Annotated in this window: 23 protein-coding genes; 14 read left to right on the top strand and 9 right to left on the bottom strand. The window is 71.6% G+C overall.

The window, feature by feature from the left end:
- The first annotated feature begins 172 nt into the window (after positions 1–172).
- A complete protein-coding gene (locus ABZ801_RS25965; protein ID WP_344948035.1) occupies positions 173–766 on the top strand; it encodes a sigma-70 family RNA polymerase sigma factor in 594 nt (197 codons plus the stop codon).
- The gene (locus ABZ801_RS25960; protein ID WP_360702349.1) at positions 763–1,821 is read left to right on the top strand and encodes a hypothetical protein; all 1,059 of its coding nucleotides are present in this window, start codon (positions 763–765) and stop codon (positions 1,819–1,821) included. The genes ABZ801_RS25965 and ABZ801_RS25960 overlap by 4 nt, the downstream gene beginning before the upstream one ends.
- Positions 1,822–1,901: 80 nt before the next feature.
- Here the strand turns inward: ABZ801_RS25960 and ABZ801_RS25955 are convergent, their stop codons facing one another.
- Entirely contained in the window at positions 1,902–2,291 is a 390-nt protein-coding gene (locus ABZ801_RS25955) for a DUF5319 domain-containing protein (protein ID WP_344947714.1), read from the bottom strand.
- 372 nt (positions 2,292–2,663) lie between these two features.
- Here ABZ801_RS25955 and guaB point away from each other — a divergent pair, with 372 nt between their 5' ends.
- The 4 genes from guaB (at position 2,664) to ABZ801_RS25935 (ending at position 8,792) form a co-directional block, all read left to right on the top strand.
- Positions 2,664–4,181, top strand: a complete 1,518-nt coding sequence (gene guaB, locus ABZ801_RS25950) for an IMP dehydrogenase (protein ID WP_360702345.1) — start codon at positions 2,664–2,666, stop codon at positions 4,179–4,181.
- Positions 4,182–4,251: 70 nt separating this feature from the next.
- On the top strand, positions 4,252–5,364 hold the full coding sequence (locus ABZ801_RS25945) for a GuaB3 family IMP dehydrogenase-related protein (protein WP_344948038.1): 1,113 nt from the start codon (positions 4,252–4,254) through the stop codon (positions 5,362–5,364).
- 93 nt (positions 5,365–5,457) lie between these two features.
- Positions 5,458–7,197 (top strand): glycerol-3-phosphate dehydrogenase/oxidase, encoded by a 1,740-nt coding sequence (locus ABZ801_RS25940; RefSeq protein ID WP_360702343.1) that lies wholly within the window; start codon positions 5,458–5,460, stop codon positions 7,195–7,197.
- A gap of 197 nt (positions 7,198–7,394) precedes the next feature.
- Positions 7,395–8,792 carry a phospholipase D-like domain-containing protein gene (locus ABZ801_RS25935; protein WP_360702340.1) on the top strand — a complete coding sequence of 466 codons (1,398 nt, stop codon included), beginning with the start codon at positions 7,395–7,397 and terminating at the stop codon, positions 8,790–8,792.
- 28 nt (positions 8,793–8,820) lie between these two features.
- Here ABZ801_RS25935 and ABZ801_RS25930 read toward each other — a convergent pair whose 3' ends face one another.
- Entirely contained in the window at positions 8,821–9,477 is a 657-nt protein-coding gene (locus ABZ801_RS25930; protein WP_360702337.1) for a TetR family transcriptional regulator, read from the bottom strand.
- A 290-nt stretch (positions 9,478–9,767) separates the two neighbouring features.
- Between ABZ801_RS25930 and ABZ801_RS25925 the strand changes: the two genes are divergently transcribed.
- Positions 9,768–11,351 carry a succinic semialdehyde dehydrogenase gene (locus tag ABZ801_RS25925; RefSeq protein ID WP_360702334.1) on the top strand — a complete coding sequence of 528 codons (1,584 nt, stop codon included), beginning with the start codon at positions 9,768–9,770 and terminating at the stop codon, positions 11,349–11,351.
- A 14-nt stretch (positions 11,352–11,365) separates the two neighbouring features.
- Complete coding sequence (locus ABZ801_RS25920; RefSeq protein WP_360702332.1) at positions 11,366–13,123, top strand: GMC family oxidoreductase; 1,758 nt, start codon at positions 11,366–11,368, stop codon at positions 13,121–13,123.
- On the opposite strand, the gene ABZ801_RS25915 is transcribed toward ABZ801_RS25920, so the two are convergent.
- The gene (locus tag ABZ801_RS25915; protein WP_360702329.1) at positions 13,116–14,054 is read right to left on the bottom strand and encodes a zinc metalloprotease; all 939 of its coding nucleotides are present in this window, start codon (positions 14,052–14,054) and stop codon (positions 13,116–13,118) included. The two genes, ABZ801_RS25920 and ABZ801_RS25915, sit on opposite strands and share 8 nt — an antisense overlap.
- A gap of 216 nt (positions 14,055–14,270) precedes the next feature.
- Here ABZ801_RS25915 and guaA point away from each other — a divergent pair, with 216 nt between their 5' ends.
- Positions 14,271–15,842, top strand: a complete 1,572-nt coding sequence (gene guaA / locus ABZ801_RS25910) for a glutamine-hydrolyzing GMP synthase (protein WP_360702327.1) — start codon at positions 14,271–14,273, stop codon at positions 15,840–15,842.
- A gap of 85 nt (positions 15,843–15,927) precedes the next feature.
- Here guaA and ABZ801_RS25905 read toward each other — a convergent pair whose 3' ends face one another.
- The 6 genes from ABZ801_RS25905 to ABZ801_RS25880 all read right to left on the bottom strand — a co-directional run bounded on the left by ABZ801_RS25905 (position 15,928) and on the right by ABZ801_RS25880 (position 19,621).
- The gene (locus ABZ801_RS25905; protein WP_344947744.1) at positions 15,928–16,470 is read right to left on the bottom strand and encodes a carboxymuconolactone decarboxylase family protein; all 543 of its coding nucleotides are present in this window, start codon (positions 16,468–16,470) and stop codon (positions 15,928–15,930) included.
- Positions 16,471–16,583: 113 nt separating this feature from the next.
- Positions 16,584–17,138, bottom strand: coding sequence for a peroxiredoxin (locus ABZ801_RS25900; protein WP_360702324.1), 555 nt, complete (start codon positions 17,136–17,138; stop codon positions 16,584–16,586).
- A gap of 540 nt (positions 17,139–17,678) precedes the next feature.
- Positions 17,679–18,893: a methyltransferase domain-containing protein gene (locus ABZ801_RS25895; protein WP_360702321.1), complete on the bottom strand. Its 1,215-nt coding sequence runs from the start codon at positions 18,891–18,893 to the stop codon at positions 17,679–17,681.
- A 12-nt stretch (positions 18,894–18,905) separates the two neighbouring features.
- Positions 18,906–19,034: a hypothetical protein gene (locus ABZ801_RS25890; RefSeq protein ID WP_360702319.1), complete on the bottom strand. Its 129-nt coding sequence runs from the start codon at positions 19,032–19,034 to the stop codon at positions 18,906–18,908.
- A 120-nt stretch (positions 19,035–19,154) separates the two neighbouring features.
- Positions 19,155–19,286 carry a hypothetical protein gene (locus tag ABZ801_RS25885; protein ID WP_360702316.1) on the bottom strand — a complete coding sequence of 44 codons (132 nt, stop codon included), beginning with the start codon at positions 19,284–19,286 and terminating at the stop codon, positions 19,155–19,157.
- A gap of 86 nt (positions 19,287–19,372) precedes the next feature.
- Positions 19,373–19,621 (bottom strand): hypothetical protein, encoded by a 249-nt coding sequence (locus ABZ801_RS25880; protein ID WP_360702314.1) that lies wholly within the window; start codon positions 19,619–19,621, stop codon positions 19,373–19,375.
- A gap of 107 nt (positions 19,622–19,728) precedes the next feature.
- Here ABZ801_RS25880 and ABZ801_RS25875 point away from each other — a divergent pair, with 107 nt between their 5' ends.
- From ABZ801_RS25875 to ABZ801_RS25855, 5 genes are all read left to right on the top strand, one after another.
- Positions 19,729–20,529: a helix-turn-helix transcriptional regulator gene (locus ABZ801_RS25875; protein ID WP_360702312.1), complete on the top strand. Its 801-nt coding sequence runs from the start codon at positions 19,729–19,731 to the stop codon at positions 20,527–20,529.
- On the top strand, positions 20,526–20,717 hold the full coding sequence (locus ABZ801_RS25870; protein ID WP_360702309.1) for a DUF397 domain-containing protein: 192 nt from the start codon (positions 20,526–20,528) through the stop codon (positions 20,715–20,717). The genes ABZ801_RS25875 and ABZ801_RS25870 overlap by 4 nt, the downstream gene beginning before the upstream one ends.
- A 244-nt stretch (positions 20,718–20,961) precedes the next feature.
- A complete protein-coding gene (locus ABZ801_RS25865; protein ID WP_360702306.1) occupies positions 20,962–21,153 on the top strand; it encodes a DUF397 domain-containing protein in 192 nt (63 codons plus the stop codon).
- A 174-nt stretch (positions 21,154–21,327) separates the two neighbouring features.
- Positions 21,328–22,329 (top strand): LysR substrate-binding domain-containing protein, encoded by a 1,002-nt coding sequence (locus tag ABZ801_RS25860; RefSeq protein ID WP_360702303.1) that lies wholly within the window; start codon positions 21,328–21,330, stop codon positions 22,327–22,329.
- Between the two features lie 236 nt (positions 22,330–22,565).
- Positions 22,566–26,054 (top strand): bifunctional glycosyltransferase family 2 protein/CDP-glycerol:glycerophosphate glycerophosphotransferase, encoded by a 3,489-nt coding sequence (locus ABZ801_RS25855; protein ID WP_360702300.1) that lies wholly within the window; start codon positions 22,566–22,568, stop codon positions 26,052–26,054.
- Positions 26,055–26,105 lie beyond the last annotated feature (51 nt).

Genomic DNA, 26,105 nt, shown 5'->3' with positions numbered 1-26,105 from the left:
CCGCACTGTGACCATTCCGTTGTCTTGCACAGTGGAGACAGGTCGGAGCGCGCTGGGCATCATGCTCTACGTGACCGAGGGATGCTTCGCCGGGACCACGACCGCGCGCGCTACCGAACCCTCGGGAGGCCCGGCCCCGCCGGTGCCCCCCGACACCGGCCGCCGACGGCAGTTGCGCGCGGTGTCGCCGGAAGGCGGACGGGCCGAGGAAGGGGACCTCAAAGAGCTGACGACCCTGGCCGTGCAGGGCGACCCGGGCGCGATCGAGGTGCTGATCGGCCAGGTGCGTCCCATGGTGGTCCGGTACTGCCGGGCCCGGCTGGGCCGCGTGTCCGGGCAGTACCACATCGCCGACGACGTGGCCCAGGAGGTCTGCATCGCGGTGCTGTCGGCGCTGCCGCGCTACCGCGACATGGGGCGGCCGTTCGCGTCGTTCGTCTTCGGCATCGCCGCGCACAAGATCGCCGACGCGATGCGCAGCGCGGTCCGGGCGGCCGTGCCGACCGAGGACCTGCCGGACGGTCCCGACGACCGGCCCGGCCCCGAGGAGACGGTGGTGCGCTACATCGAGGCCCAGCGCGCCCGCGACCTGCTCACCCGTCTCCCCGACCATCAGCGTGAGCTGGTGCTTCTGCGAGTGGTGGCAGGTCTGTCGGCGGAGGAGACCGGTAATGTACTGGGCATGTCCGCGGGGGCGGTACGGGTCGCGCAGCACCGGGCTCTGGCCCGGCTTCGGGCGATGGCCAGAGAGGAGTCGATCGCTTGACGGAGCGCAGCACGGGCGCCCCGGATCCGGTCGAACCTTCCAGCCGCGGCGATGCCCCCGCGTCCGAGGCCCCGACCGGCGATCTGGGTGCGGTGCGCCGCAGCGACGCCGTCTTCGAGGCGCTGGCACGGCACGCTGCGTCCTTTGCGCCCGCCACTGAGCCCGCCGCCTCCGCCGAGCCCCAGCCCGCCGACGGGCCCGAGCCCGCCGGTGCGCTACCGGACCCGGACGAGGCCGGGGGCCCCGGCGACGCCGAGGCCGAGCTGGACGAGCGGCTGCGGGCCGTGGGCGCGGAGTCCGATCCGGCGGTGCACCTGCTGCGGGCGCTGGTCGCCGACGTCGCAGAGCCCGGGCCCGACCGGCGCCCCGGCCCCGAGCCGCCGCCCGGCCCGCGCCGGCGCGGGCGCCGCACGATCGTGGCGCTCGGGGTGGCGGGCGCGGTGCTGGCGTCGGGCGGGGTGGCCGCCGCGGGCGGCGATCTGACCAGGCGGTCCGCGCACGACGCTCCCCCCGGCAAGCAGATCACGCGGCCGGCGGACGACCCGTCCGCCGACGCCCAGCGGCAGACGCTGCGCGCGGTGGCGCCGCCTCCCGCGACCGGGCCCGTCACGGACGCTGGACGGGCGCGGGGCGTGCCGCGCAAGCCCACGTCACCGGCGCCGTCCCGGAAACCCGCCGAGCGCGGTGAGCGCGAGGCCGGCCGGGACACCGGCCGGGACGAGCAGTCGCCGGCCCCGTCGAGATCGCCGTCGCCCTCGCCGTCGCCGGGCGCCCCGGACGGCACGCTCGTCCAGCCGGCCCGGCCGGGCGTCACGCCCCCCGCCGGGCTGCCGTGGCCGGCCCGCCCGGCCGAGGACGAGTTCCGGCGCCGCATCGACGAGTTCCGCCGCTGGATCCCCAGGCCCGTCGAGCGCTCCCGCTCCGGTTTCGAGCCGCGCGTCTTCACCGGCGAGCGGGATGAGAAGGGCAGGCCAGGCGAGAAGGGCAAGCCGGTCGGCGAGCACGAGAAGGGCGCCAGAGGCGACCGGGACGATCCGCGCCGCGAACGACCCTGACCCGCAGGACGCCAGAGCCGGACGGACACGCAGAGCCGGATGGACACGCCGGGCACGCCGCCCGCCCCTGCCGCCGGGTGCTAGTCGGTGTCGCGGCCTTCTTCGCTGTCGATGACGCCGTCGACGTAGCCGCGGGCGTACTCCCAGGAGACGTAGTCGACCGGGTCGGGCGCCAGGGCGGGCTCGTGCACCCGCGGGGTGCCCTCGTCGAGCAGGTGGCGCAGGTTGCCGTGCAGCAGGTCCCAGTCGATGTAGTGCAGCTTGCCGCAGTCGCCGCAGTCGACGGTCAGGCCGCGCACCCCCAGCGGCTCCAGGAGCGCCCGGAAGACCTCCAGGTCGGCGAGATCGGCCAGCACGTCCTCCCGCTCCGCCACACTGAGCGGAGCGGCGTCCTCCCCGGGGTCGCCGAGCGAGGCGGCCGGGTCCTCCGGGTCGCCGGCGAACGGGTCGAGCGGGGCATCGTCGTGCACCCCTCCACGCTACTGCGACGAGGCGGGCGAACGGGAGCCCCGATCTCGTCCGGGCGCGAAGAATGATCGAGCTTTCACGTTCCGTGATCGGGAATTGCGGGGACGCGACCGCCGTTCAATGTCACCAAGGCCACGTGACCTGCGGCGCGAAGCGCCGTCCCCGCTCCGGGTGCACGCCCTACGATGGAGCGTGAGCCCCGGCGACCCGGGCCGGAGGCCGCCCACGCCCGGCGGCGTCGCCCCCAGGCCCGCACGGGCCGATGGACACGCGCCCACACCATCCGGAAGGAGGGAAGCGGCGTTCCCCGTTCCGTCCGACGGCGCACCGTCCCCGACGGCATCGCGTCCGGCGGAGTCGGCGCCGCGACACCGATGAACCCCGAAGCCGAGGCCGCCGTACCGCAGCCCCAGGTCACCCAGCTCCTGCCCGAGGGGCTGACCTTCGACGACGTGCTCCTGCTGCCGGGATACTCGGACCTGCAGCCGGGCGAGGCCGACACCACCACCCGGCTGACCCGCAACGTGTCGCTGCGCATCCCGCTGGTGTCGGCGGCCATGGACACCGTCACCGAGGCGCGCACCGCCGTGGCCATGGCCCGCCAGGGCGGCATCGGCGTGCTGCACCGCAACATGTCCGTGGAGGACCAGGCCGCCGAGGCCGACCGGGTCAAGCGGTCCGAGGCCGGGATGATCACCAATCCGGTGACCTGCCTGCCGGACGCCACCCTGGCCGAGGTGGAGGAGCTGTGCGCCCGCTACCGGATCTCCGGGGTGCCGGTCACCGATGTGCGGGGCGTGCTCGTCGGCATCGTGACCAACCGGGACATGCGCTTCGAGACCGACCACTCCCGTCCGGTCCGCGAGGTGATGACCCCGATGCCGCTGGTCACCGCGCCGGTGGACGTCTCCCGGGAGGAGGCGTTCCGGCTGCTGGCCACCAACAAGATCGAGAAGCTGCCGCTGACCGACGCCGACGGGCGGCTGCGCGGGCTGATCACCGTCAAGGACTTCACCAAGAGCGAGCAGTACCCGCACGCCACCAAGGACGCCGACGGACGGCTGCTGGTGGCTGCCGCGGTCGGGGTCGGCGAGGACGCGGTGCGCCGGGCGCAGGCGCTGGTCGAGGCGGGCACCGACGTCATCATCGTGGACACCGCGCACGGCCACTCCAAGGGCGTCGCCGACACCATCGCCAAGATCAAGGCGAACGCCCGGGTGGAGGTGGTCGGCGGCAACGTGGCCACCTACGCGGGGGCGAAGGCGCTGGTGGAGGCGGGCGCGGACGCGGTCAAGGTCGGCGTGGGCCCGGGCTCCATCTGCACCACCCGCGTGGTCGCCGGGGTCGGCGTCCCGCAGATCACCGCGATCATGGAGGCGTCGCGGGCGGCCCGCGAGGCCGGGGTGCCGGTGATCGGCGACGGCGGGCTGCAGTACTCCGGCGACATCGCCAAGGCCCTGGTGGCCGGGGCCGACACGGTGATGCTGGGCAGCCTGCTGGCCGGGGTGGAGGAGTCGCCCGGTGAGCTGATCTTCGTCCACGGCAAGCAGTACAAGTCGTACCGCGGCATGGGCTCGCTGGGCGCCATGCGCAACCGCGAGCGCGGCGGCTCGTTCTCCAAGGACCGCTACGCGCAGGCCGACGTGAGCGCCGAGGAGAAGCTGATCCCCGAGGGCGTGGAGGGGCAGGTGCCCTACCGGGGGCCGCTGGCCAACGTCGCCCACCAGCTCGTCGGCGGGCTGCACCAGTCGATGTGGTACGCGGGCTGCCGGACGATCCCCGAGCTGCACGAGCGCGGGCGGCTGATCCGGATCACCTCGGCCGGGCTGCGCGAGAGCCACCCGCACGACATCCAGATGACCGTCGAGGCCCCGAACTACCAGGGTCGCTGACGCGGGTAGTCTCTGCGAGGCGTCATCGCGGGTTTCGCCTGGAGAAAGAGGATGAGCTGTGGCTGCTGAGGTGGAGATCGGCCGGGGCAAGAGCGGCCGGCGCGCGTATGCCTTCGACGAGATCGGCATCGTGCCGTCGCGGCGTACCCGCGACCCCGAGGAGGTCAGCGTCGCCTGGCAGATCGACGCCTACCGGTTCGAGATGCCGCTGGTCGTGGCGCCGATGGACAGCGTGGTCAGCCCGGCCACCGCGATCGCCATCGGCCGTCTGGGCGGGCTGGCCGTGCTCGACCTGGAAGGGCTGTGGACGCGGTACGACGACCCCGAGCCGCTGCTGGCCGAGATCGCCTCGCTGGACGACGCCCGCGCCACCCGGCGGCTGCAGGAGATCTACGGCGCGCCGATCAAGGAGGAGCTGATCGGCCGGCGGATCGAGGAGATCCGCGAGGCCGGGGTGACCGTGGCGGCGCGGCTGTCGCCGCAGCGCACCGCGCAGTTCCACAAGGCGGTGATCGACGCCGGGGTGGACCTGTTCGTCATCCGCGGCACCACCGTGTCGGCCGAGCACGTGTCCGGTCGGGCCGAGCCGCTCAACCTCAAGCAGTTCATCTACGACCTGGACGTGCCGGTGATCGTCGGCGGGTGCTCGACGTACACGGCGGCGCTGCACCTGATGCGCACGGGCGCGGCGGGCGTGCTGGTGGGCTTCGGCGGCGGGTCCGGGCACACCACCCGCACCGTGCTGGGCGTGGCGGTGCCGATGGCCACGGCCGTCGCCGACGTGGCCGCCGCCCGCCGCGACTACCTGGACGAGTCCGGCGGCCGCTACGTGCACGTGATCGCCGACGGCGGGATGACCAACAGCGGCGACATCGCCAAGGCGTTCGCGTGCGGCTCGGATGCGGTGATGGTGGGCTCGCCGTTCGCCCGTTCCGCCGAGGCGCCCGGCCGCGGCTACCACTGGGGCAGTGAGGCTCATCACGGTGACGTGCCGCGCGGCACCCGCCTGGAGGTCGGCACGATCGGCACCCTGGAGCAGATCCTGTACGGCCCCTCGCACGTCGCCGACGGGTCGATGAACCTGATCGGGGCGCTGCGGCGGGCGATGGCGACCTCCGGGTACACCGAGCTGAAGGAGTTCCAGCGGGTGCAGGTCGTGGTGGCGCCGACGGTGGCGCACTGAGGTTCGCCCGAATTCGCCGATCCCCAGCGTGTGGACGAGTCCCTACCGTTGGGTAGGTACTGACGGACACCCGACCGCACAGGGGGAATCGCGATGACGGGATCACCGGTGACCGGACTGGGCAGCTCGCGCCTCGGCCCGGCCGAACGGGCCGCGGCGCTGGAGCGCATGGCCCGCGAGGAGTTCGACGTCGTGGTCGTGGGCGCGGGCATCGTGGGCGCGGGCGCCGCCCTGGACGCCGCCACCCGGGGCCTGTCGGTGGCGGTGGTGGAGGCGCGCGACTTCGCCTCCGGCACGTCCTCGCGGTCCTCCAAGCTGATCCACGGCGGGTTGCGCTATCTGGAGCAGTACAACTTCGATCTGGTGCGCGAGGCGCTGACCGAGCGCGGCCTGCTGATGCAGCGGGTCGCGCCGCACCTGGTGCGGCCGGTGCCGTTCCTGCTGCCGACGACGCACCGGGTCTGGGAGCGCGGCTACTTCGGCGCCGGGGTGGCGTTGTACGACCTGATGTCGTTCCAGATGGGCAACACCCGGGGCGTCCCGCACCACCGGCACCTGACCCGGCGGGGGGCGTTGCGGCTGGCGCCGTCGCTGCGCAAGGACGCCTTCGTTGGAGCGATCCAGTACTGGGACGCGCAGGTGGACGACGCCCGGTACGTGATGATGGTGCTGCGCACGGCCGCCGAGTACGGCGCGCAGATCGCCTCGCGCACCCAGTGCGTCGGGTTCCTGCGCGAGGGCGAGCGGGTGACGGGGCTGCGCATCCGCGACCTGGAGTCGGGCACCAGCTCGGAGGTGCGGGCCAAGCAGGTCGTCAACGCCACCGGCGTGTGGACCGACGACATCCAGGAGCTCGTGGGCGGCCGAGGCCAGATCCACGTGCGCGCGTCCAAGGGCATCCACCTGGTGGTGCCCAAGGACCGCATCCACTCCTCCACCGGCATCATCCTGCGCACCGAGAAGTCGGTGCTGTTCGTGATCCCGTGGGGCCGGCACTGGATCATCGGCACCACCGACACCGCGTGGGACCTGGACAAGGTCCACCCCGCGGCGTCCCGCGCCGACATCGACTACGTGCTCGAACACGTCAACCAGGTGCTGTCCACGCCGCTCACGCACGACGACGTTGAGGGCGTGTACGCGGGGCTGCGTCCGCTGCTGGTGGGGGAGACCGACGAGACGTCCAAGCTGTCCCGTGAGCACGTCGTGGCGCACCCGGTGCCCGGCCTGGTGCTGGTCGCGGGCGGCAAGTACACCACGTACCGGGTCATGGCCAAGGACGCGATCGACGCCGTCGCGCACGGGCTGGACGGCAAGGTCGCCGAGTCCTGTACCGACCGGGTGGCCCTGGTCGGCGCGGACGGCTACCCGGCGATGTGGAACGCCCGCCACCGCCTGGCCGCCCGCTCGGGCCTGCACGTCGCCCGCGTCGAGCACCTGCTGCACCGCTACGGCACCCTCGTCGACGACCTGCTCTCCCTGATCGCCGAGCAGCCCGACCTCGGCAAGCCGCTGACCGGCGCGGACGACTACCTGCGCGCCGAGATCGTCTACGCGGCCAGCCACGAGGGCGCCCGCCACCTCAACGACGTCCTGTCCCGCCGCACCCGCATCTCCATCGAGACGTGGGACCGGGGCGTGGGCGTCGCCCGCGAGGCGGCCGAGCTGCTGGCGCCCGTCCTCGGCTGGTCGAAGAAGCAGACCGACCGCGAGGTCGAGTACTACAGCAAGCGCATCGAGGCCGAGCGGGACTCCCAGAACGAGCTGGGCGACCAGGAGGCCGACGCGCGCCGCCGGGGCGCCCCGGAGATCGTGCCCACCGCCGCCCCCTGACCTGCTTCGTCACCTGGAGAAACGCCGTGTCGCCCGATATGGGCGCCACGGCGTTTCCGTTTGCGCCTGTCCGGCGCCGCCATCGCGCCCGGGACGGAATGGCCGGTTGTGGTCTAGGGGACATACGTGAACATAGTCTGAATTGTTCCAAACGCTGATAATCTCCCGCTTCTTGGGCTTGTTACGGGGAGCGGAAAATGGGGCGTTTGGGGATTGTGTCCGGTGGGCTGCTGGCGGTGCTGGCCGTCGCGGCCGTGGACGTGGCGACGGCGGGGGGCGCGCTGGCGCAGCCGTCGTCGGCGGTGGTGACCGGGCAGGCGGCCGCCGCGGCGGCCAAGCCGAAGAAGAAGTACTACGTGCCGCAGGGGCCGCGGTTCAACCTGCCGACGGGGACGAAGACCCAGCAGGGCGCGCTCGACCTCTACATCAAGAAGCTGATCCGCAACGCCCCGAAGGGCTCGGAGATCAACGTCGCGCTGTTCCGGCTCAACACCGCCGGCATGGCCAAGGAACTGGTGCGGGCCAAGAAGCGCAAGGTCAAGGTGCGCATCGTCGTCGACTCCGACTCGCTCAACAAGCGCCGGAGCGTCTACGACTACCTGCGCAAGAACCTCGGGACGAGCACGCGCCGCTCGTCCTGGATCGTGCTCTGCCCCAAGGGGCGCGGCTGCATCGCCCCCAAGGTCAGCGGGCAGTGGAGCAAGAACCACAACAAGTTCTACGCGTTCTCGCGCACCTACAGCTCGCGCAACGTCGTCGTGCAGACGTCCGGTAACGCCACCGGCGGCATGTACGTCCAGTACAACGACGCGTACACGATGACGGACGCCAAGCTCTACAGGGCCTACCGTAAGTACTTCTACGACCTGGCCAAGCGGCGCGCGAACGGCAACTACTACCGGACGTACCGGTCCGGCTCCCGCGCGGTGACCTTCTTCCCCAAGGCGGCCGGCGACCCGATCGCGGACGCGCTGGACAAGGTCAGCTGCGTGGGCGGCACCCGGCTGCGGCTGTCCAGCGGGCTGTTCACCCGGTCGGGCGTGGCCAAGCGGCTGTCCAGGCTGGACGACGCCGGCTGCGACGTGCGGCTGGTCAGCGCCAGCTTCGGCGAGTCGACGCTGAAGGCGCTGCGGCAGCCGGGACGCAACGGCGGCCCGCAGACGCGGTTCTTCACCGAGAAGCAGACCCGGGAGGCGCACTCCAAGTACCTGCTGATCGACGGCTGGTACAACGGCCGCAGGCGCAAGGTCGTGATGACCGGCAGCCACAGCTACACCACGGCGGCGCTGCGGTACAACGACGAGGCGATGCTCACCATCGAGAGCAAGGCCACCTACGACGCCTACCTGCGCAACTTCAACCGCGTGTTCGGGGCCGCGGCCGGCCGCCTGTACGTGCTGTCGTCCGTGCCCGCGCCGAACGTCCCCACCGTGCCCGACAACACGCCGGAGAAGAACGACGGCGAGCCGGAGACCCCGGCCGAGCCGACGGCTCCGCAGGCGGCGACGCCGGACGCCGGCGAGCCCGCGCCCTCCGGCCCGGAGGTGGAGCTGCCGGCGACCGACGTCGCACCGCCCGCGACGACGACCCAGTGACGGCCACCGGCGGCCCGGTGGCCGCCGGTCAGGTCAGGGCGCGCCCGAGCAGCAGCCGCATGCCCGTCGCGTAGAGCTCGGCGGGCACCCGTTCGGGGTCCAGCAGGTGCTGCAGGGCGAGCCCGGCGTCCAGCGCCATGGCCAGCGCCGCGCGGTCGTCGGGGGTGATGCCCTCGGCCTCGTCCAGGTGCGCGGCCAGGCGCGCGCGGCGGGCGGCGTACCAGTCGGCGACGCGCCAGCCCGCCGCGTAGTCGCGCATGCCGTACAGCCAGAACTCCACCAGCAGCAGGGCCAGCAGGCGGGCGTGCTCGCCGGAGATCCGCCGCGCGTACGCCCGCCCGGCCCGCTCGAACCGCTCCTCGGCGGGGCGGCCGGCGTCGCACAGCTCCGCGCTCACCTCGACGCCGAACCCCTCGCCGGTGTAGCGCTCCAGCAGGGTCAGCAGCAGGTCGGACTTGCCGGCGAAGTTGGAGTACACCGCGCCCTTGGTGAGCCCGGCCGCCGCCGCCACCTCGTCCAGGGACGCGTTGTGGACGCCGCGTTCGGCCCACAGCCGCTGCGCGGCGGCGAGCAGCGCCGCCCGGGTCTGCTCGCGCGTGTACCGCCGGGACCCGCCGCCGGGGGGCGCCGTGCCGCCGCCGTCGGTCTCGTCCTCGCCGGGCGTGCCGAAGGCAGTGTCGATCATCGTTGGTCCCCTCCGTCGCGGCATGCCCCGGCGGGGCCGCCCGGCACGCGGCGGGGACGCCGTGCGCGCGGACGTGGGCGATGCCTGGCCACTCCTCCCGTTCATGGGGATACACCGGGGCGTCATGGTCAATCCGGAGATTGCCTGATGTGGCCGGTTCGCCGCTCTCCGTGGCCGGCCCGCCGCCGCCGAGTCTCTCCAGGTCGCCGCGGGGGCGGCCGAAGGGGGACAGGAGTTTGCCCTACTGACGGGTAGTCAAATATGGCCGGGGGGTCATACGCTGCTGTGCCATGGCACCCCGGACCGTCCCCGCCGAAGGCGCGGCGGAGCACACCCTCGCCCCCACCCTGATCGAGCGGCTGACGTCCCACGTCACCGCCGCGGACGACGCTCCCACGGCCACCGTCTCCACGCCCTTCACCGGCGCGACGCTGGCCACCGTCCCGCTGTCCGGCCCCGACGACGTGCGCGCCGCCTTCGAGCGGGCGCGCCGGGCGCAGCGCGCCTGGGCCCGGCTGCCGGTCGCCGACCGCGTCAGGCCGTTCCTGCGGCTGCCCGACGCCCTGGTCAGGCGCCGCGACGAGATCCTCGACATCATCCAGCTGGAGACCGGCAAGGCCCGGCGGCACGCGCTTGAGGAGTTCCTCGACGTGGCGATGTGCGCGCTGTACTACGCCCGCCGCGCGCCCCGGCTGCTGCGTCCGCAGCGCCGCAAGGGCATGCTGCCGGGGCTGACCCGCGTCCAAGAACTGCGCCACCCCAAGGGCGTGGTCGCGCTCATCGCGCCCTGGAACTACCCGTTCGCGCTCGGCGCCGGGGACATCGCGCCCGCGCTGATGGCGGGCAACGCCGTCATCCACAAGCCGGACACCCAGACCTGCCTGTCCAGCCTGTGGATCCGGGACCTGCTGGTGTCGCTCGGCCTGCCGCGCGAGCTGTGGCAGGTCGTCGTCGGCGACCCCGCCGAGATCGGCGACCCGCTGCTCGACGGCGCCGACTACGTGTCGTTCACCGGCTCCACCCGCGGCGGCCGGGCCATCGCCGAGAAGGTCGCGCCCCGCCTGGTCGGCTACTCCCTGGAGCTCGGCGGCAAGAACCCCATGATCGTGCTGGCCGACGCCGACGTGGAACGCACCGCCCGCGGCGCCGTCCGGGCCTGCTTCACCAACGCCGGGCAGCTGTGCATCTCGATCGAGCGCATGTACGTCCACCAGGACGTCTACGACCGGTTCGTGCCCCGCTTCGTCGAGCTGGTCAAGGGCATGCGGCTGGGCGCCGGCCTGGACTTCGCCGCCGACATGGGCTCGCTCACCTACCCGCGGCAACTGGAGGCGGTCACCCGGCACGTCGACCAGGCCGTCGGCAAGGGCGCCACCGTGCTCGCCGGGGGCCGCGCCCGGCCCGACCTCGGCCCGCTGTTCTACGAGCCGACCGTCCTCACCGACGTCACCGCCGACATGGACCTGTGCGCCGACGAGACGTTCGGCCCGGTCGTGGCGATCTACAAGGTCGCCGACGAGGACGAGGCCGTCGCCCGCGCCAACGACACCGCCTACGGCCTCAACGCCTCGGTGTGGACGCGGAACGTGGCGCACGGCCGCCGCGTCGCCGCGCGGATCGAGGCGGGCACCGTCAACGTCAACGACGGCTTCGGCGCCGCCTACGCCTCGCACGACGCGCCCATGGGCGGCTTCAAGCAGTCGGGTGTGGGCCGCCGCCACGGCGCCGAGGGCCTGCTCAAGTTCACCGAGGCGCAGACGATCGCCAGCCAGCACCTCATGGACCTCGAACCCCCCGGCGGCGTCGGCTACGAGCGCTTCGCCGACCTGATGTCGACCGGCGTCACGCTCATGAAGCGGCTGCGGATCAGGTGAGGGGGACGCCCGGCATGCACGACTACGACGTCCTGGTCATCGGCTCGGGATTCGGCGGCAGCGTCTCGGCGCTGCGGCTCACCGAGAAGGGCTACAGGGTCGGCGTGATCGAGGCGGGCCGCCGCTTCGACGTCGCCGCCGCCCCGGCGGCGGGGGACGCGGGGAACCGCCACCCCGGCCTGCCCCGGACCAACTGGCGGATCTCCCGCTACCTGTGGGCGCCGGCGTTCGGCCTGACCGGCCTCCAGCGTATCCACCTGATCCGCGGTGCCAAGGGCAGCCGCGTCATGGTGCTGGCCGGAGCGGGCGTCGGCGGCGGCTCCCTCAACTACGCCAACACCCTCTACGTCCCGCCCGCCCCGTTCTTCCGGGACCGCCAGTGGGCCCACATCACCGACTGGCAGGACGAGCTAGCCCCCTACTACGACCAGGCCAAACGGATGCTTGGCGTCGTCCAGAACCGCACCGTCACCGCCGCCGACAAGGTGATCAAGAAGGTGGCCGAGCGGATGGGCAAGGGCGACACCTTCGTGCACACGCCCGTCGGCGTCCACTTCGGCGCCGGACCGGGCGTGCCGAGCGACGACCCGTACTTCGGCGGTGCCGGCCCGCGCCGCCGCGGCTGCACCGAATGCGGCGAGTGCATGGTCGGCTGCCGCCACGGCGCCAAGAACATGCTCACCGAGAACTACCTCTACCTGGCCGAACGCGCCGGGGCCCGGATCATGCCGCTCAGCCGCGTGACCCGGGTCGAGCCGCTGCCGGGCGGCGGCTACGAGGTGGAGATCGTCCGCACCGGCTCGTTCGGCCGCAACCGCAAGACCCTCACCGCCGAGCACGTGGTGTTCGCCGCCGGGACCTACGGCACGCAGAAACTCCTGCACACGATGAAGGCCACCGGGCGGCTGCCGCGCCTGTCGGACCGGCTCGGCGCGCTCACCCGCACCAACTCCGAGGCCATCCTGGGCGCCGGACGCCGCAACGGCCGTCCCGGGCCCGACTTCTCCCGGGGCGTGGCGATCACCTCGTCGTTCCACCCGGCGCCCGACACCCACATCGAGCCCGTCCGCTACGGCAGGGGTTCCAACCTGCTGGCGCTGCTGCAGACGCTGCTGGTGGACGGCGACCGTCCCGGCGAACGGCACCGGCCGCGCTGGGCCAAGTTCCTGCGCCAGGCGACCCGCCGCCCGCGGGACCTGGTGCAGCTGTTCGACGTCCGGCACTGGTCGGAACGCACGGTCATCGCGCTGGTCATGCAGAACCGCGACAACTCCATCACCCTCGCCCCCAAGAAGGGGCCGTTCGGCTGGGACGTGCGGGCCCGCCGCGGCCACGGCGAACCCAACCCGACCTGGATCCCCGCCGGGCACGAGGCCACCCGCCTGATCGCCGAGGAGATCGGCGGCATGCCCGGCGGCGCCTGGGGCGACCTGTTCGACATCCCGCTGACGGCGCACTTCCTCGGCGGCTGCGTGATCGGCGACTCGCCCGAGACCGGCGTCATCGACCCCTACCACCGCGTCTACGGCCACCCGGGCCTGCACGTGGTGGACGGCTCGGCCGTCTCCGCCAACCTGGGTGTCAACCCGTCCCTCACCATCACCGCCCAGGCGGAACGCGCCATGGCGTTGTGGCCGAACAAGGGCACCCCCGACCCGCGCCCCGCCCTCGGCGCCCCCTACAGGCGCGTCGCCCCGGTGGCCCCGAAGAACCCGGCCGTCCCGGCCCACGCCCCGGCCGCGCTGCGCCTGCCCATAGCCGACATCACCTAGCGGGGTCGGCGCGGTAGGCGGGCCAGACCTGGCGGATACGGGCGCCCTGGCCGCGGGTGAACTCGCGCATGCAGGTGTCCCAGGTGTAGTTCATGAAGTTGTGGACGGGGTCGGGTCCGTCGCCGGGGCAGGTGTCCTTGCCGGTCGGGCACTCGTGGGAGGGCTCGCGTTGGGGCGGGGTGTCGGCGACGCGGTCGCCCTCGCCGCCGCAGCCGTCCTGGAAGGTGTGGTATAGGCCGAGCCAGTGACCGGTCTCGTGGACGGCGGTGAACCCCCGGTCGAAGTTCGCGATCGAGCCGCCCGGCATGCTCTCGGGGTTGACGACCACGCCGTCGCGGGCCGGCTCGGTCGGGTACTTCCAGGGGAAGGTGGACCAGCCGAGCATCTCCCTGCCGGTGTCGGCGCTGTAGAGGTTCAGGGTGCCCGCGCCGCCGCGCCGCAGCAGCGGCTTGTACTTCATCTCGTGCGTCTCGGGCCGGGAGTACCAGGCGGCGTTGTCGGTACGGGTCACCTGCACCAGTTCGAACCGCACGCCGGTGTCGGCGCCGCCGTGCCCGCCCCCGTAGGCGGTGTTCATCGCCGAGATCTGCCGCCGGATCCGCTTGGTCGGCACGTCACCGCGCGCGCCGTCGTGCAGGACGTGGAAGTAGACGGGGACCTTGATGCGCCCCGGCAGGGTGCGCCGCTCGCCGTCGGAGGCGCCGCGCAGCCGCGCGAGCCGGGCGGCGAGGTCGCGTTCCACCGCGCCGACCTCGGCGGGCGTCATCTCGTTGCGCTCCCGCACGCCGGGATCGGCGGTGCGGACGCGGGCCGCGGAGGCTCCGCAGTCGCTCACGGACGGGCGGGGGGCGGAAGGGGCGGGGGAGACGGAGGGGACGGGGGCGGGGGGCGCGACCGCGGCGGCCAGCGCGGCGACGGCGAGCAGCTTCACACCACTCCTCACGGTGGGGACACGAAGAGAAGTCGGATCATCACCTACAGGTACCAGTGATCGGGGTCGCGGGGGGCGTTGTCCGGAGAAACGGACGCCTGCCGTTATCGGCCGGTCGCGGTGCGTGGGGCCGGGGACGGACGGGTGCGCGTTGGCGCAGGCAGGGGCCTCTAAACTGAAAGGGCCCGCCCCACCTCATTGCGAAAGGCGCCGCTGGTGGCCGCAGACCAGTCCTTTGACACCGTTCTCGTCGTCGACTTCGGCGCGCAGTACGCCCAGCTGATCGCGCGGCGGGTGCGCGAGTGCCATGTCTTCAGCGAGATCGTCCCCTCGACCATGCCCGCGGCGGAGATGCTCGCCCGCAAGCCCAAGGCGATCATCCTGTCGGGCGGTCCCGCGTCGGTGTACGAGGCGGGCGCCCCGATCGCGCCCGACGGCCTGTTCGACATCGGAGTGCCGACCCTGGGCATCTGCTACGGCCACCAGGTGATGGCGCAGGCGCTCGGCGGCACCGTGGAGAACTCCGACGTCGCCGAGTACGGCGGCGCGACGGTGGCCGTCACGCACCCCGGCCTGCTGTTCGAGGGGCTGCCGCACGAGCAGGCGGTGTGGATGTCGCACCGCGACTTCGTCAGCCGCGCCCCCGACGGCTTCACCGTCACCGCCCGCACCGACGTCACGCCCGTGGCGGGCATGGAGAACCGCGAACGCGGCTTTTACGGGGTGCAGTTCCACCCCGAGGTGCTGCACACCGCGCACGGCATGGAGGTGCTGCGCCGCTTCCTGTACGAGGCGGCGGGCTGCCGTCCCAACTGGACGATGGCCAACATCGCCGACGAGGCCGTCGAGCAGATCCGCGCGCAGGTCGGCTCCAGGCGCGCGCTGTGCGCCCTGTCGGGCGGCGTGGACTCGGCCGTGGCCGCCGCGCTCGTCCAGCGTGCCATCGGCGACCAGCTCACCTGCGTGTTCGTCGACCACGGGCTGCTGCGCAAGGGCGAGGCCGAGCAGGTCGAGAAGGACTTCGTCGCCGCCACCGGGGTGAACCTGCACGTGGTGGACGCCCAGGAGCGGTTCCTGGCCGCGCTCGACGGGGTCGTCGACCCCGAGCAGAAGCGCAAGATCATCGGACGTGAGTTCATCCGGGTGTTCGAGGAGGCGGCCCGGGAGATCGTCGAGGGCCACGCCGACTCCGAGCCGGTCGAGTTCCTGGTGCAGGGCACGCTCTACCCGGACGTGGTGGAGTCGGGCGGCGGCACCGGCGCGGCCAACATCAAGTCGCACCACAACGTCGGCGGCCTGCCCGAGGACCTGCAGTTCACCCTGGTCGAGCCGCTGCGCACGCTGTTCAAGGACGAGGTGCGCGCGCTGGGCGAGCAGCTCGACCTGCCCGCCGAGATCGTCTGGCGGCACCCGTTCCCCGGCCCCGGCCTGGGCATCCGCGTGATCGGCGCGGTCACCCGGGAGCGCCTGGACATCCTGCGCGAGGCCGACGCGATCGCCCGCGAGGAGCTGTCCAGGGCGGGGCTCGACCGCGACATCTGGCAGTTCCCCGTGGTGCTGCTCGCCGACGTCCGCTCGGTGGGCGTGCAGGGCGACGGCCGCACGTACGGCCACCCCGTCGTCCTGCGCCCGGTCACCAGCGAGGACGCCATGACCGCCGACTGGGCGCGGCTGCCCTACGACGTCCTGCAGAAGATCTCCACCCGCATCACCAACGAGGTCCGCGAGATCAACCGCGTCACCCTCGACATCACCAGCAAGCCTCCGGGCACCATCGAGTGGGAGTGACCGCTCCCGCTCAGGCCCCGCGTCAGCGGGGATACGCGAAGGCCCGGGTGCTCGCACCCGGGCCTTCGCGTCGCCGGACGTCGTGTCAGACGGTGGCGGGGGAGAGGGCCGCCTCGGCGTCCAGGGTGGCGGCGGTGGCGTTCACCACGGCGGCGACGCGCAGCGCCTCCTGGATCAGCTCGCGGGAAAGGCCGCTCTCGCGCAGCACCTTCTCGTGCGACTCCAGGCAGCGGCCGCAGCCGTTGATCGCCGACACGGCCAGGCACCACAGCTCGAAGTCGACCTTGTCGACGCCCGGCTTGCCGATGATCGACATCCGCAGCTTGGCGGGCAGCGTGGCGTAGGTCTCGTCGCCGATCAGGTGGGTGGCGCGGTAGTAGACGTTGTTCATGGCCATGATCGAGGCGGCGCCCTTGGCCGCCTCGAACGCCTCGGCCGACAGGTAGTCGGCCGCCTCCTCGGCCACCTCGGCGATGACCCGGGGGCTGCGGGTGGCCAGGGCGCAGGCCAGCACGGTGCCCCACAGCTGCTGCTCGGTCAGCTGGGAGGTGGAGGTCACCGAGCCCAGGTTCAGCTTGGTGTCCTTGGCATAGCCCGGAAGGGCGTTCTTCAGCGCGTCGATGCTCACGAAGGGTGCCTTTCGATCATGCGGGCGGCCGGGTCGCGGTGCCGCGTCCCGGCCGCCCGGTGTGGCGTGTCCTCACGCGGGGGGACGCCGCCCCCCGGCCGACGGGGAGGCGCTCAGACGCCCGCCATCAGCTTCTTGGCGTCCAGGGTCTCCTCGCCCTTGTTCCAGTTGCAGGGGCACAGCTCGTCGGACTGCAGGGCGTCGAGGACCCGCAGGACCTCCTTGACGTTGCGGCCGACCGAGCCCGCGGTGACCATCGCGAACTGGATCTCGTTGTTGGGGTCGACGATGAAGGTGGCGCGCTGCGCCACGCCCTCGTCGGTGAGGATGCCGAGCGCGCTGGTCAGCTCGCGCTTGACGTCCGCCAGCATCGGGAAGGGCAGCTCGCGCAGGTCCGGGTGGTCCTTGCGCCAGGCGAAGTGGACGAACTCGTTGTCCACCGAGGCGCCGAGCACCTGGGCGTCGCGGTCGGCGAACTCCTCGTTCAGCCGGCCGAACTCGGCGATCTCGGTCGGACAGATGAAGGTGAAGTCCTTCGGCCAGAAGAACACCACGCGCCACTTGCCCTCGTACGACTTGTGGTTGATGGTCTCGAAGGCGTTGTCAGGGTCCAGCGAGACGCAGGCGGTCAGCTCGTACTCGGGGAACTGGTCACCGACGGTAAGCACGCATGCTCCTTTGGTTGCGAGTCCAGCGCCCCGTGCGTCGACGGGGCGGGTACTGGGGACGCGCCGCCGAGGCTGGTGTTCACTCGGGGTGCGCGTGTCACTTAGCGTGCCCCACGGCTCCCGGGAATGAGAAATCAGCGCGCCATGCTGCCGCGATAAGAGTTGCCTATCAATGGACGGAAGCCCTGATAGAAGGAGCTTTCAGTAGCGGGAAGTCGACGTCGCCCTGACGGAAGGATGACTGATATCACACCAGGTCGGCACCGTGTCACCACCGAACATTAACGCGAAGTTTAGTGGAGAACCTACCGGAAACAAGGCGACCATCCCGACACTCAACGTGAGGCAGGACAATAACGCATTCCCGTCCCGAAACGTCCCGGAAGTAATCATCTCGGAGAGATCAGTCTCATGTCACGGGACGGGAATGTGAGCGAGGCCATGCAGGCGAGGACCACGAGCCGACGACCACCTCAGGGCGCCCCTGGTGCTTGCCGAGCACCTGCCCGCGGCTGAACCGCAGGCATCGGTGGTCGACGTTCATCCGATCACATGCGAGGGCCTGTCGAGCCAGACGTGCAGCCCTTCCGGGGACACCGTCGCACCGAATCGCGTGCGATCAGGGCGGCCGACGGCGTTCCAGTACATCCATGCCGAGCTGACCTCTTCCCACAGGTCACGTTCACCGTAGGCGGTGACCTCGAACTCGTCGGCGCCGGGGACGAACTCCACGACCGCCCACGAGCCATGCTCGCGGGCGCCGGGGAAGGTCTCGTGCAGCCACAGTGTCGCCTCGCCGCTGGCGTCCTCCGCCTCGTGCAACTCGTACCGGATGCCGGGCGCCATCGCGGAGATCACGAGCCCACCGCCGTAGGTCCGCCAGTCGGGCGCGTTCTCGGGCCTGCCGACGCACTTGGGATTGATCTTCGTGGAGTACTGCCGGGCCTTGTCCTCGTCGTGCAGGAAGGACGAGGGAGAACCGGGCGCGTGCCGCTGGGCACGCAGCATCATGTAGCCGGCCGAGCCGCTGATCTTGCCCACTGCCTCGTCGCCGATGCGGTTGAGCGTGAGCTTGTGCCCGTGTCCCCAGACGGGGCACCACGGCATGACCGCCGTACCTCCAGGACGCAGAGCCTCCATCCACGACCAGGGGATGTCCGCGACGCCTGCGGTTACATGGAGCCGGTCGAACGGCTTGTCGGCGGTGTAGTCGAGCGCGTCCATCGCCAGCACTTCGACGTTGCGGAAACCCGCCGCCGCGACCCGCTCTGCCGCGGGCTCCGCCAGCGAGGGGTCCACCTCAATGGACACCACCCGCCCCTGCTCGCCGACAATGCCGGCGAGCAGGGACGCGGTCCAGCCGGAGCCCGTTCCGACCTCCAGTATCCGATCGCCCCGTACCGGCGCCAGCAGTTCACCGAACTGGGCGACGATGCCCGGGGCCGAGACCGAGGAGGTGAACCGGCCGTCACCGGTGGCGGGGTCGCCCGCGCCGTCGTCGACCTGGGTGACGATGGAGGTGTCGGAGTAGACGGCGCCGAACCACTGTTCAGGCCGTTCTCGCTTGTCGATCGAGAAGGCCGGAACGCCCTCCTGGTCGGGGACCGCCCACCCGCGCTTCGGGACGAACAACTCGCGGGGCACCTGCAGAAGGGCTTTCGCCCACACGGGCCAGGTGAGGTCCCCCTGGCCCGCCAAGATGCGGTTCAAGTCGGCCGGAGCCTTGCCTTGGGTCAGGCCAGGGGCCTCGTTCACTTCCCGATCTCCTTACCGCTTGCTGTCGCTGCTGTTGCCCTTGGTGGACTCGTTGCCGCGTCCGCCGCCCTGTGGGGTCTGGCTGTCGCTGCTCTTGTCGTCGGTGTCCTTGCCGCTTTCGTGCCGGCCCTCGCCCATCATTACCTCCTGCTCAGAGGGGTCTCTCCTTCTGACTTTGTGGTGCTTGACCCTGTGCCGCTGAGAATTCCGTCGTGCGACTGGAGCGGGGCTTTCTGGTTCTCTGGGGCAGACGACGACCATTCAGGCGCGGAGCCGGAACCGGGCGGCGTCGCTGTACCGCAGCACGAAGCCGCGGCCGAGCAGAAGATCAGCGATCATTCCCCAGTGGCTCCGGCAACGGCACTGCGGCCTGCCGAGGATGAGGATCTCCACAGCCCCGTCCAGGATGCAATGCCTCGCCCCACACCTGTGTCCGTCAGGACAAGCGTCCACTACCAGGACGGTGGCCTGTTCGGTATTCACGCGGCGTCCAGATTCCATCGGGCGACCTTGGGCTCCGGAGCCCTCTGCATGTCCTGGGCCAGGCTTTCCAGGTTCTTTCGAGCCTTTTCGACCACCGCCTCGGCCCGGCGGCGCTCGTACCCGTTGACCCACGACACACCCTCGGCGCACCACGGCTCGTACACCCGCAGAACCGCCCGGTTGTAAAGATCCCAGACGAACATTCGATCGGAAATCAGGATTTCACCCGATTGCACGCCCTCCATGTCACCTCCAGAGCGGCTCCTTGCCCTTCTTCGCCAAAGACTGGCTGAACTCTGCACAGTCCGCTACCGTGCCAGCACGCATGGAAACAATTCGTCGGAAGGTGATCATGCGCGAAGCGTTCGATCCAGACCGGTCGTTGTGGGACGCCATCGCGGTCGAGGTGCGGCGATTGCGCGAATGTCATGGTTTGTCTGTCAGTCAACTGGCTTCCCGGCTGAGGGTCGATCGTTCCACCGTTTCCAGGATCGAACACGGTCACAGGAGGCTCTCGCCTGAGCAGGCAGAGCAGCTCGACATCATGTGGGAGCTTCGAGGGCTCTTGAAGAGGCTCGTGCGCTTCGCCTCCGCGACGGACGACGGGGACTGGTTCACGGGCCTGATCGAGATCGAGAAGGACGCCTCGCTTCAGCGACTGTGGGAGACGCTCGTCGTACCGGGCCTCCTACAGACGCCCGATTACGCCAGGGCCTTGATCGCCGCAGGCAAACAAGAGCTGGAGCAGTCGCTAGAGCGACGACTGGCCCGACAGACGGCCGTCTTCGACCGAAAATCGGCTCCTAGGGTCTCTGTGATCCTCAACTGGGTCATCCTGGAACATCACGTCGGGTCCGTCGACGTGATGAAAGGGCAACTAGCTCACCTGCTGGAGTTGGGTGAGCGCCCCAACGTCCACATCCGCATCATGGAGAAGACGAGCGGTGCGCACATGGGTCTGGACGGCTCCTTCAGGCTCCTCACGGTCGGCGGCAGGGAGATAGCCTTCTCGTCCTCACCAGAGCGAGGCCGGTTGGTCCTGGAGCCGTCGGATGTGTGGGAATACGCGGTACGGTATGACCAAATCTCCAACCTGGCAGTCCCGACAGGTGCCTCAAGACGCCTGATTGAGCAAACGATGGAGGAACTGTGACCGCTACCTGGCGCAAGAGCAGCTACAGCGGAACCCAGGGGGACTGCGTGGAGCTGGCAACCCTGTACGAGGGCGCCGGGATTGGCGTTCGGGATTCCAAGAACCCCGCCGCCGGTCACCTGGAGCTGGCCCCCGCGGTTGCCAGGGAGCTGGTGCGTCGGATCAAGGCCGGTGACCTGGACCTGTAGAGCCCCTGTGATGACGAAGCCCCCGCCTCGGCGGGGGTTTCTGCGTTGTGAGTTGTTCTGTATTAGGGGTTGCCGCTGTTTACGAGCGCGGGCTTGGTGCTGCTGGCGGATTGGACAGTACAACCGGTCTTGCTCGATCTGTCTGTTGTCCAGGAGTGCGGCGTACGGTCTGCCCAGGTGGGGCATCGCCCCTGTCCATCGAGGGCTCCCGCGACCTCATCGCCAAGACCATGGAAGAGGTCACATGACTCCACATTGGCGCAAGTCCACCTACAGCGGAACCAGCGGGAACTGCGTGGAGCTGGCGGCCCTGCCCCAGGACGCCAAGATTGGACTCCGGGACTCCAAGAACCCCAACGCCGGTCGCCTGGAGCTGGTCCCCGCGGCTGTCAGGGAGCTGGTGCGTCGGATCAAGGCCGGTGACCTGGACCTGTAGAGCCCCTGTGATGACGGAGCCCCCGCCTCGGCGGGGGGTTCTGCGTAGTGGGCTGTTTGAGAAGCCTCATGGAGCAGGGCTGGTTGCCGGGCATGGTTGGGAGGTGTTTGGGGTGGGGCTGGTGTGAGCTTGGTCACGCAGGGTGATGGGTAAGCTCGTAGCGTTCCCTCCCCCGTGACCCGACAGGAGACCACCATCAGCAGGCCGACGGTCGCCCAGCTCAGGGCGTTTCTGGCGCTCGCCGAGCACCTGCACTTCCGGGACGCGGCGGCGGCTCTGCGGATGAGCCAGCCCGCCCTGTCCGGGGCCGTGGCGGCGCTGGAGGACACGCTCCGCACACGGCTTGTGGAACGCACCACACGCCGGGTGCTGCTGACCCCCGCCGGCGAGCGGGTGGCGCGCCGGGCCGAGCTGGTGCTGGCCGAGCTCGACCGGCTCGTGGAGGAGGTGCAGGCGGCCCGCGGCCCCCTGGTCGGGCCGCTGCGCGTCGGCGTGATCCCCACCGTCGCGCCCTACCTGCTGCCCGTGGTGCTGCCCCGGCTGGCCGAGGAGTTCCCCGAGCTGGAGCTGTCGGTGCGCGAGGAGCAGACCGACCACATCGTCGCCGAGCTGGTGGCCGGACGCCTGGACGTCGTGCTGCTCGCGCTGCCCACGCCCGTCCAGGGCCTGGTCGAGCTTCCGCTCTACGACGAGGACTTCGTGCTGGTCGCGCCCGCGTCCCAGCCGATGCCCGGCGAGGCCCCGCTGCCGACCGGCGCGCTCAAGGACCTCGACGTGATCCTGCTGAACGAGGGCCACTGCCTGCGCGACCAGGCGCTCGACGTGTGCCGCGAGGTCGGCGCGCGGGCCGCCGCCGCGACCTACGCGACGAGCCTGGCCACGCTCGTGCAGCTGGTGTCGGGCGGCCTGGGGGTGACGCTCGTCCCCGAGACGGCGCTGCCCGTGGAGACGCGCCGCGCGCCCGGCCTCACCCTGCGCCGGTTCGCCGAGCCCGCCCCGTACCGGCGGATCGGGCTGGCCTACCGCGCCACGTCCCCGCGCGGGGACGAGTTCGAGCTGCTCGCCCGCACCCTGCGCACCGCCGTCACCGAAGCGGGCACCGGCGTCCGCGTCCACCCCAGCGTTCCGGACGGCTCGTTCCCCGGCCAGGCGACGCCGAGCCCCGCCGCGAGCTGACGCCGCCCCCTGCGACGACGCGCCCACCTTCGTGGGAGTTGCGCCAGGGCGAGGTCAAGTCTGCGTCAGGCGACGGTCCGGTAATCGCGATACCGGTGTGATCGGCTACTCAGCGTGTTCATGCTGGATCTCATGGCGACGTGCGCGCCCTCGGCTCCGCCGTGACGGGTCCAGCCGGTCGCCGTCCGAGTCCTCGACACGCCCGGTCCTCCGCCGTACAGCACGGGAGAGCGCAATTGGCTCCGACGATCAGCCTCGTGGTGCCCATCTACAACGTCGCGCCGTACCTGGACGCCTGCCTGCGGTCGCTGGCCGCGCAGACGTGCCGCGACCTGGAGGTCGTCATGGTCGACGACGGGTCGACCGACGACAGCGGGCGCATCGCCGCCAAGTTCGCCGCCGTCGACTCCCGCTTCCGCCTGGTCACACAGGAGAACAAGGGGCTGGGGGCGGCGCGCAACGCCGGGCTGGCCGTCGCGCGGGGCGAGTTCCTGGGGTTCGTCGACGGCGACGACATGCTCCCCCCGTACGCGCTGGAGTACCTGCTGGCGAGCCTGAAGGAGACCGGGTCGGACTTCGCCACCGGCAACGTGCGCCGCTTCGACGCCGACGGCGTGCGCCAGTCGCCGATGCACCGCCGCACGTTCCAGCGCACCGTCCGGCGGGCGCACGTCACCCGGCACGAGGAACTGCTCGTCGACCGGCTGGTCACCAACAAGCTGTGGCGCCGCTCGTTCTGGGACGCCCAGGGCCTGGAGTTCCCCGAGGGCGTGCTGCACGAGGACATCCTCATCGCGATCACCGCGCACTACCTGGCCGGGGCCGTGGACGTGCTGGAGGGCCCCGTCTACCTGTGGCGGATCCGTCCCGAGGAGGACCGTTCCATCACCCAGAACCGCACCGAGGGCAGCGCCCTGGATCACCGCGTGCAGGCGGTGCGGGCGGTCGGCCGGTTCCTGCTCGACCGGGGCCTGCCGGAGCAGAAGCGCCGGTGGGACCGCGTCGCCCTGTCCGACGACCTGCGCATCTTCCTGCAGGTGCTGGACGAGGGCGGCGACGCCTACCGGCAGCGGTTCCTCGACCTGGCCGGCGCCTACCTGCGCGACTGCGACCCGGACATCGTCGGCGGGCTGCGTGCGTTCGAACGGCTCAAGTGGCATCTGGTGGAGCGCCGCATGCTGCCGGAGCTGCTGGAGGTGCTGACCTTCGAGAAGAGCCGCGAGATGGCCGAGGCCGGGGTGGTGCGGCGCGGCGTCCGCTTCTACGGCGACTACCCGTTCCTCAACGACTCCCGGGTGGGCGTGCCCGACCACGTCTACCGGCTGGACGAGGAGCTGCAGGTCCGGCAGAAGGTCGAGTCGGTGAGCTGGAACGGCGACCGGCTCGTCGTCGAGGGCCGGGCCAGGCTGCGGTGGCTGCCGCCCCGCAAGCGCTGGCAGCAGCAGCTGCTGGCCTGGCTGGTGTCGCAGGACACCGGGCAGCGCCTGCCGCTGCGGCTGACCACCATCGACCGGGCCGGGGACGACCACGGGTCGGACTGGAGCGGCTACCGCGTCACCGTCGACCCCGCCAAGGTGCTGGACAAGGGCGGGGCGTGGCACGTCGAGCTGTGGATGCACAACCGCGGGATCTTCCGGCGGCAGGAGCTCGGCACGCCGTCGGCGGCGGCCCGGCGGCTGGAGGCGCGCCGCGTGGGCGGGGTGTGGGTGCGGCCCGAGTGGGCCAAGGGCGGCAAGCTCGTCCTGCGCACCGGCGACGACGCCGTCATCGCCGGCGACATGCGGCTGGCCGACGGCGTCCTGGAGCTGACCTGCGAGGCGCCGACCGCCCTGCTGTGGGGCAGCCACCTGCTCGTCACCCGGTGGCCCGGCTGCGCCCCGCGCCGCTACCCGCTCACCCGCCACCGGGACGGGACGGGCTTCACCGCGCGGCTGCCGATGCGCGACTTCGAGGCGCCCGTGGCCTCGCCCGGGTTCCCGGCGGGCAGCCCCGAGGCGCTGGCGTTCGGCGACACCACGCAGTGGAGCGTCGAACTGGTCGGCTCCGACGGCACCCGCACCCCGGTGATCCTGCCGGAGGTGTCGCGGCTGCTGCGGCAGGACGCGGCGGGCGACCGGGAGATCGCGGCCGTCCGGTCCAAGACCGGCCACCTGGAGATCCACGAACGGGCCGTCCGCCCGGTCATGGACGTGCTGGAGTGGGAACCGGACGGGCCGCTGCGCGTCGCCGGGGAGCTGCCCGCCCGCGGCGAGCTGCCCACCGCCCTGGTCCTGCGCGCCGGGGGCCGCGTCGAGGAGCGGGTGTTCCCGCTGACCCACGACGCCGGCCGGTTCGAGGCCGAGCTCGACCCGTGGCGCGTGGAGTCCCTGGCCGGGACGCTGCCGCTGCCCAAGGGCCGCTACCAGCTGTACGTGCGGCTCGACCGCGACGGAGGCACGCGCGACGCCCCCGTCCAGGTCGGCAACGCGCTGCGCTCGCTGTTGCCGCTGACGCAGACGCGCGACGGCCGCACCCTGCACATGGACGCGAGCAGGGAGCTGACGCCGGTCCTGCGCGCCGACGGCGACCTGGCCCCCGAGGAGCGCAGCCGCAAGGGGCAGCGCCGGCTCACCGAACGCGTCTACCCGGAGCTGTGCGAGCGGCCGATCCGGCAGCAGGTGCTGTTCGAGAGCTACTTCGGACGCCAGTACTCCGACAGCCCCCGGGCGATCCTGGAGGAGCTGCGGCGCCGCGAGTCCGGGCTGGAGTTCCTCTGGAGCGTCCAGGACGGGCAGGTCGAGCTGCCCGAGGGCGTCACGCCGGTGCGCCGGGGCGGCCGCGACTACGTCGAGGCCATGGCGCGCTCGGCGTACGTCGTCACCAACAGCCACCTGCCGATGTGGTTCCGCCGCCGTCCCGGCCAGAGGGTCGTGCAGACCTGGCACGGCACCACGCTCAAGCGCATCGGGTTCGACATCGAGAAGGTGCGGTTCGCTGCCCGCGACTACCACGAACGGCTGGCCCTCGAAGTGGAGCAGTGGGACTACCTGGTCTCGCCGAGCCCGTGGTGCACGCCGATCCTGCGGCGCGCGTTCCGCTACGAGGGCGAGGTGCTGGAGACCGGCTACCCGCGCAACGACCTCTTCCACGCCGACGGCCGCGACGAGGTCGCCGCCGCCGTCCGGCGGCGGATCGGCGTGCCCGAGGGCCGCAAGGTCGTGCTGTACGCGCCGACGTGGCGGGACGACCGGTTCTACACGCGCGGCCGCTACCGGCTCGACCTCAAGCTCGACCTGCACCGCATGTACGAGGAGCTGGGGGACGAGCACGTCGTGCTCATCCGCCGCCACCCCAACATCGTCGACCGCGTGCCCGAGGTCGGCCGCGACTTCGTCTTCGACGTGTCGGTGTACCCGGAGATGCAGGAGCTGCTGCTGATCACCGACGTGCTCGTCACCGACTACTCGTCGGTCATGTTCGACTTCGCCAACACCGGGCGGCCCATGCTGTTCTTCGCCTACGACCTGGAGAACTACCGCGACGAGCTGCGCGGCTTCTACTTCGACTTCGAGGCCGACGCGCCCGGCCCGCTGCTGCGCACCGGCGACGAGGTGATCGCCGCGCTGCGCGACCTCGACCGCGTCGCCGCCGAGCACGCCGACGCCTACCGGTCGTTCGCCGACCGGCACTGCGCCCTCGACGACGGCAAGGCCACCGCCCGCGTCGTCGACCGCATCTTCGGCTGATCCGCCGGCCGCCGGGCCCGGGAGGAGGCGTCCTCCCGGGCCCGGCGCGTG

The sequence above is a fragment of the Actinomadura sp. NPDC047616 genome (assembly GCF_040642915.1).
Lineage (GTDB): Bacteria > Actinomycetota > Actinomycetes > Streptosporangiales > Streptosporangiaceae > Spirillospora > Spirillospora miaoliensis.
Note: the sequence above shows the minus strand (reverse complement) of the source record. Positions and strands in the feature narration are given on the sequence as shown.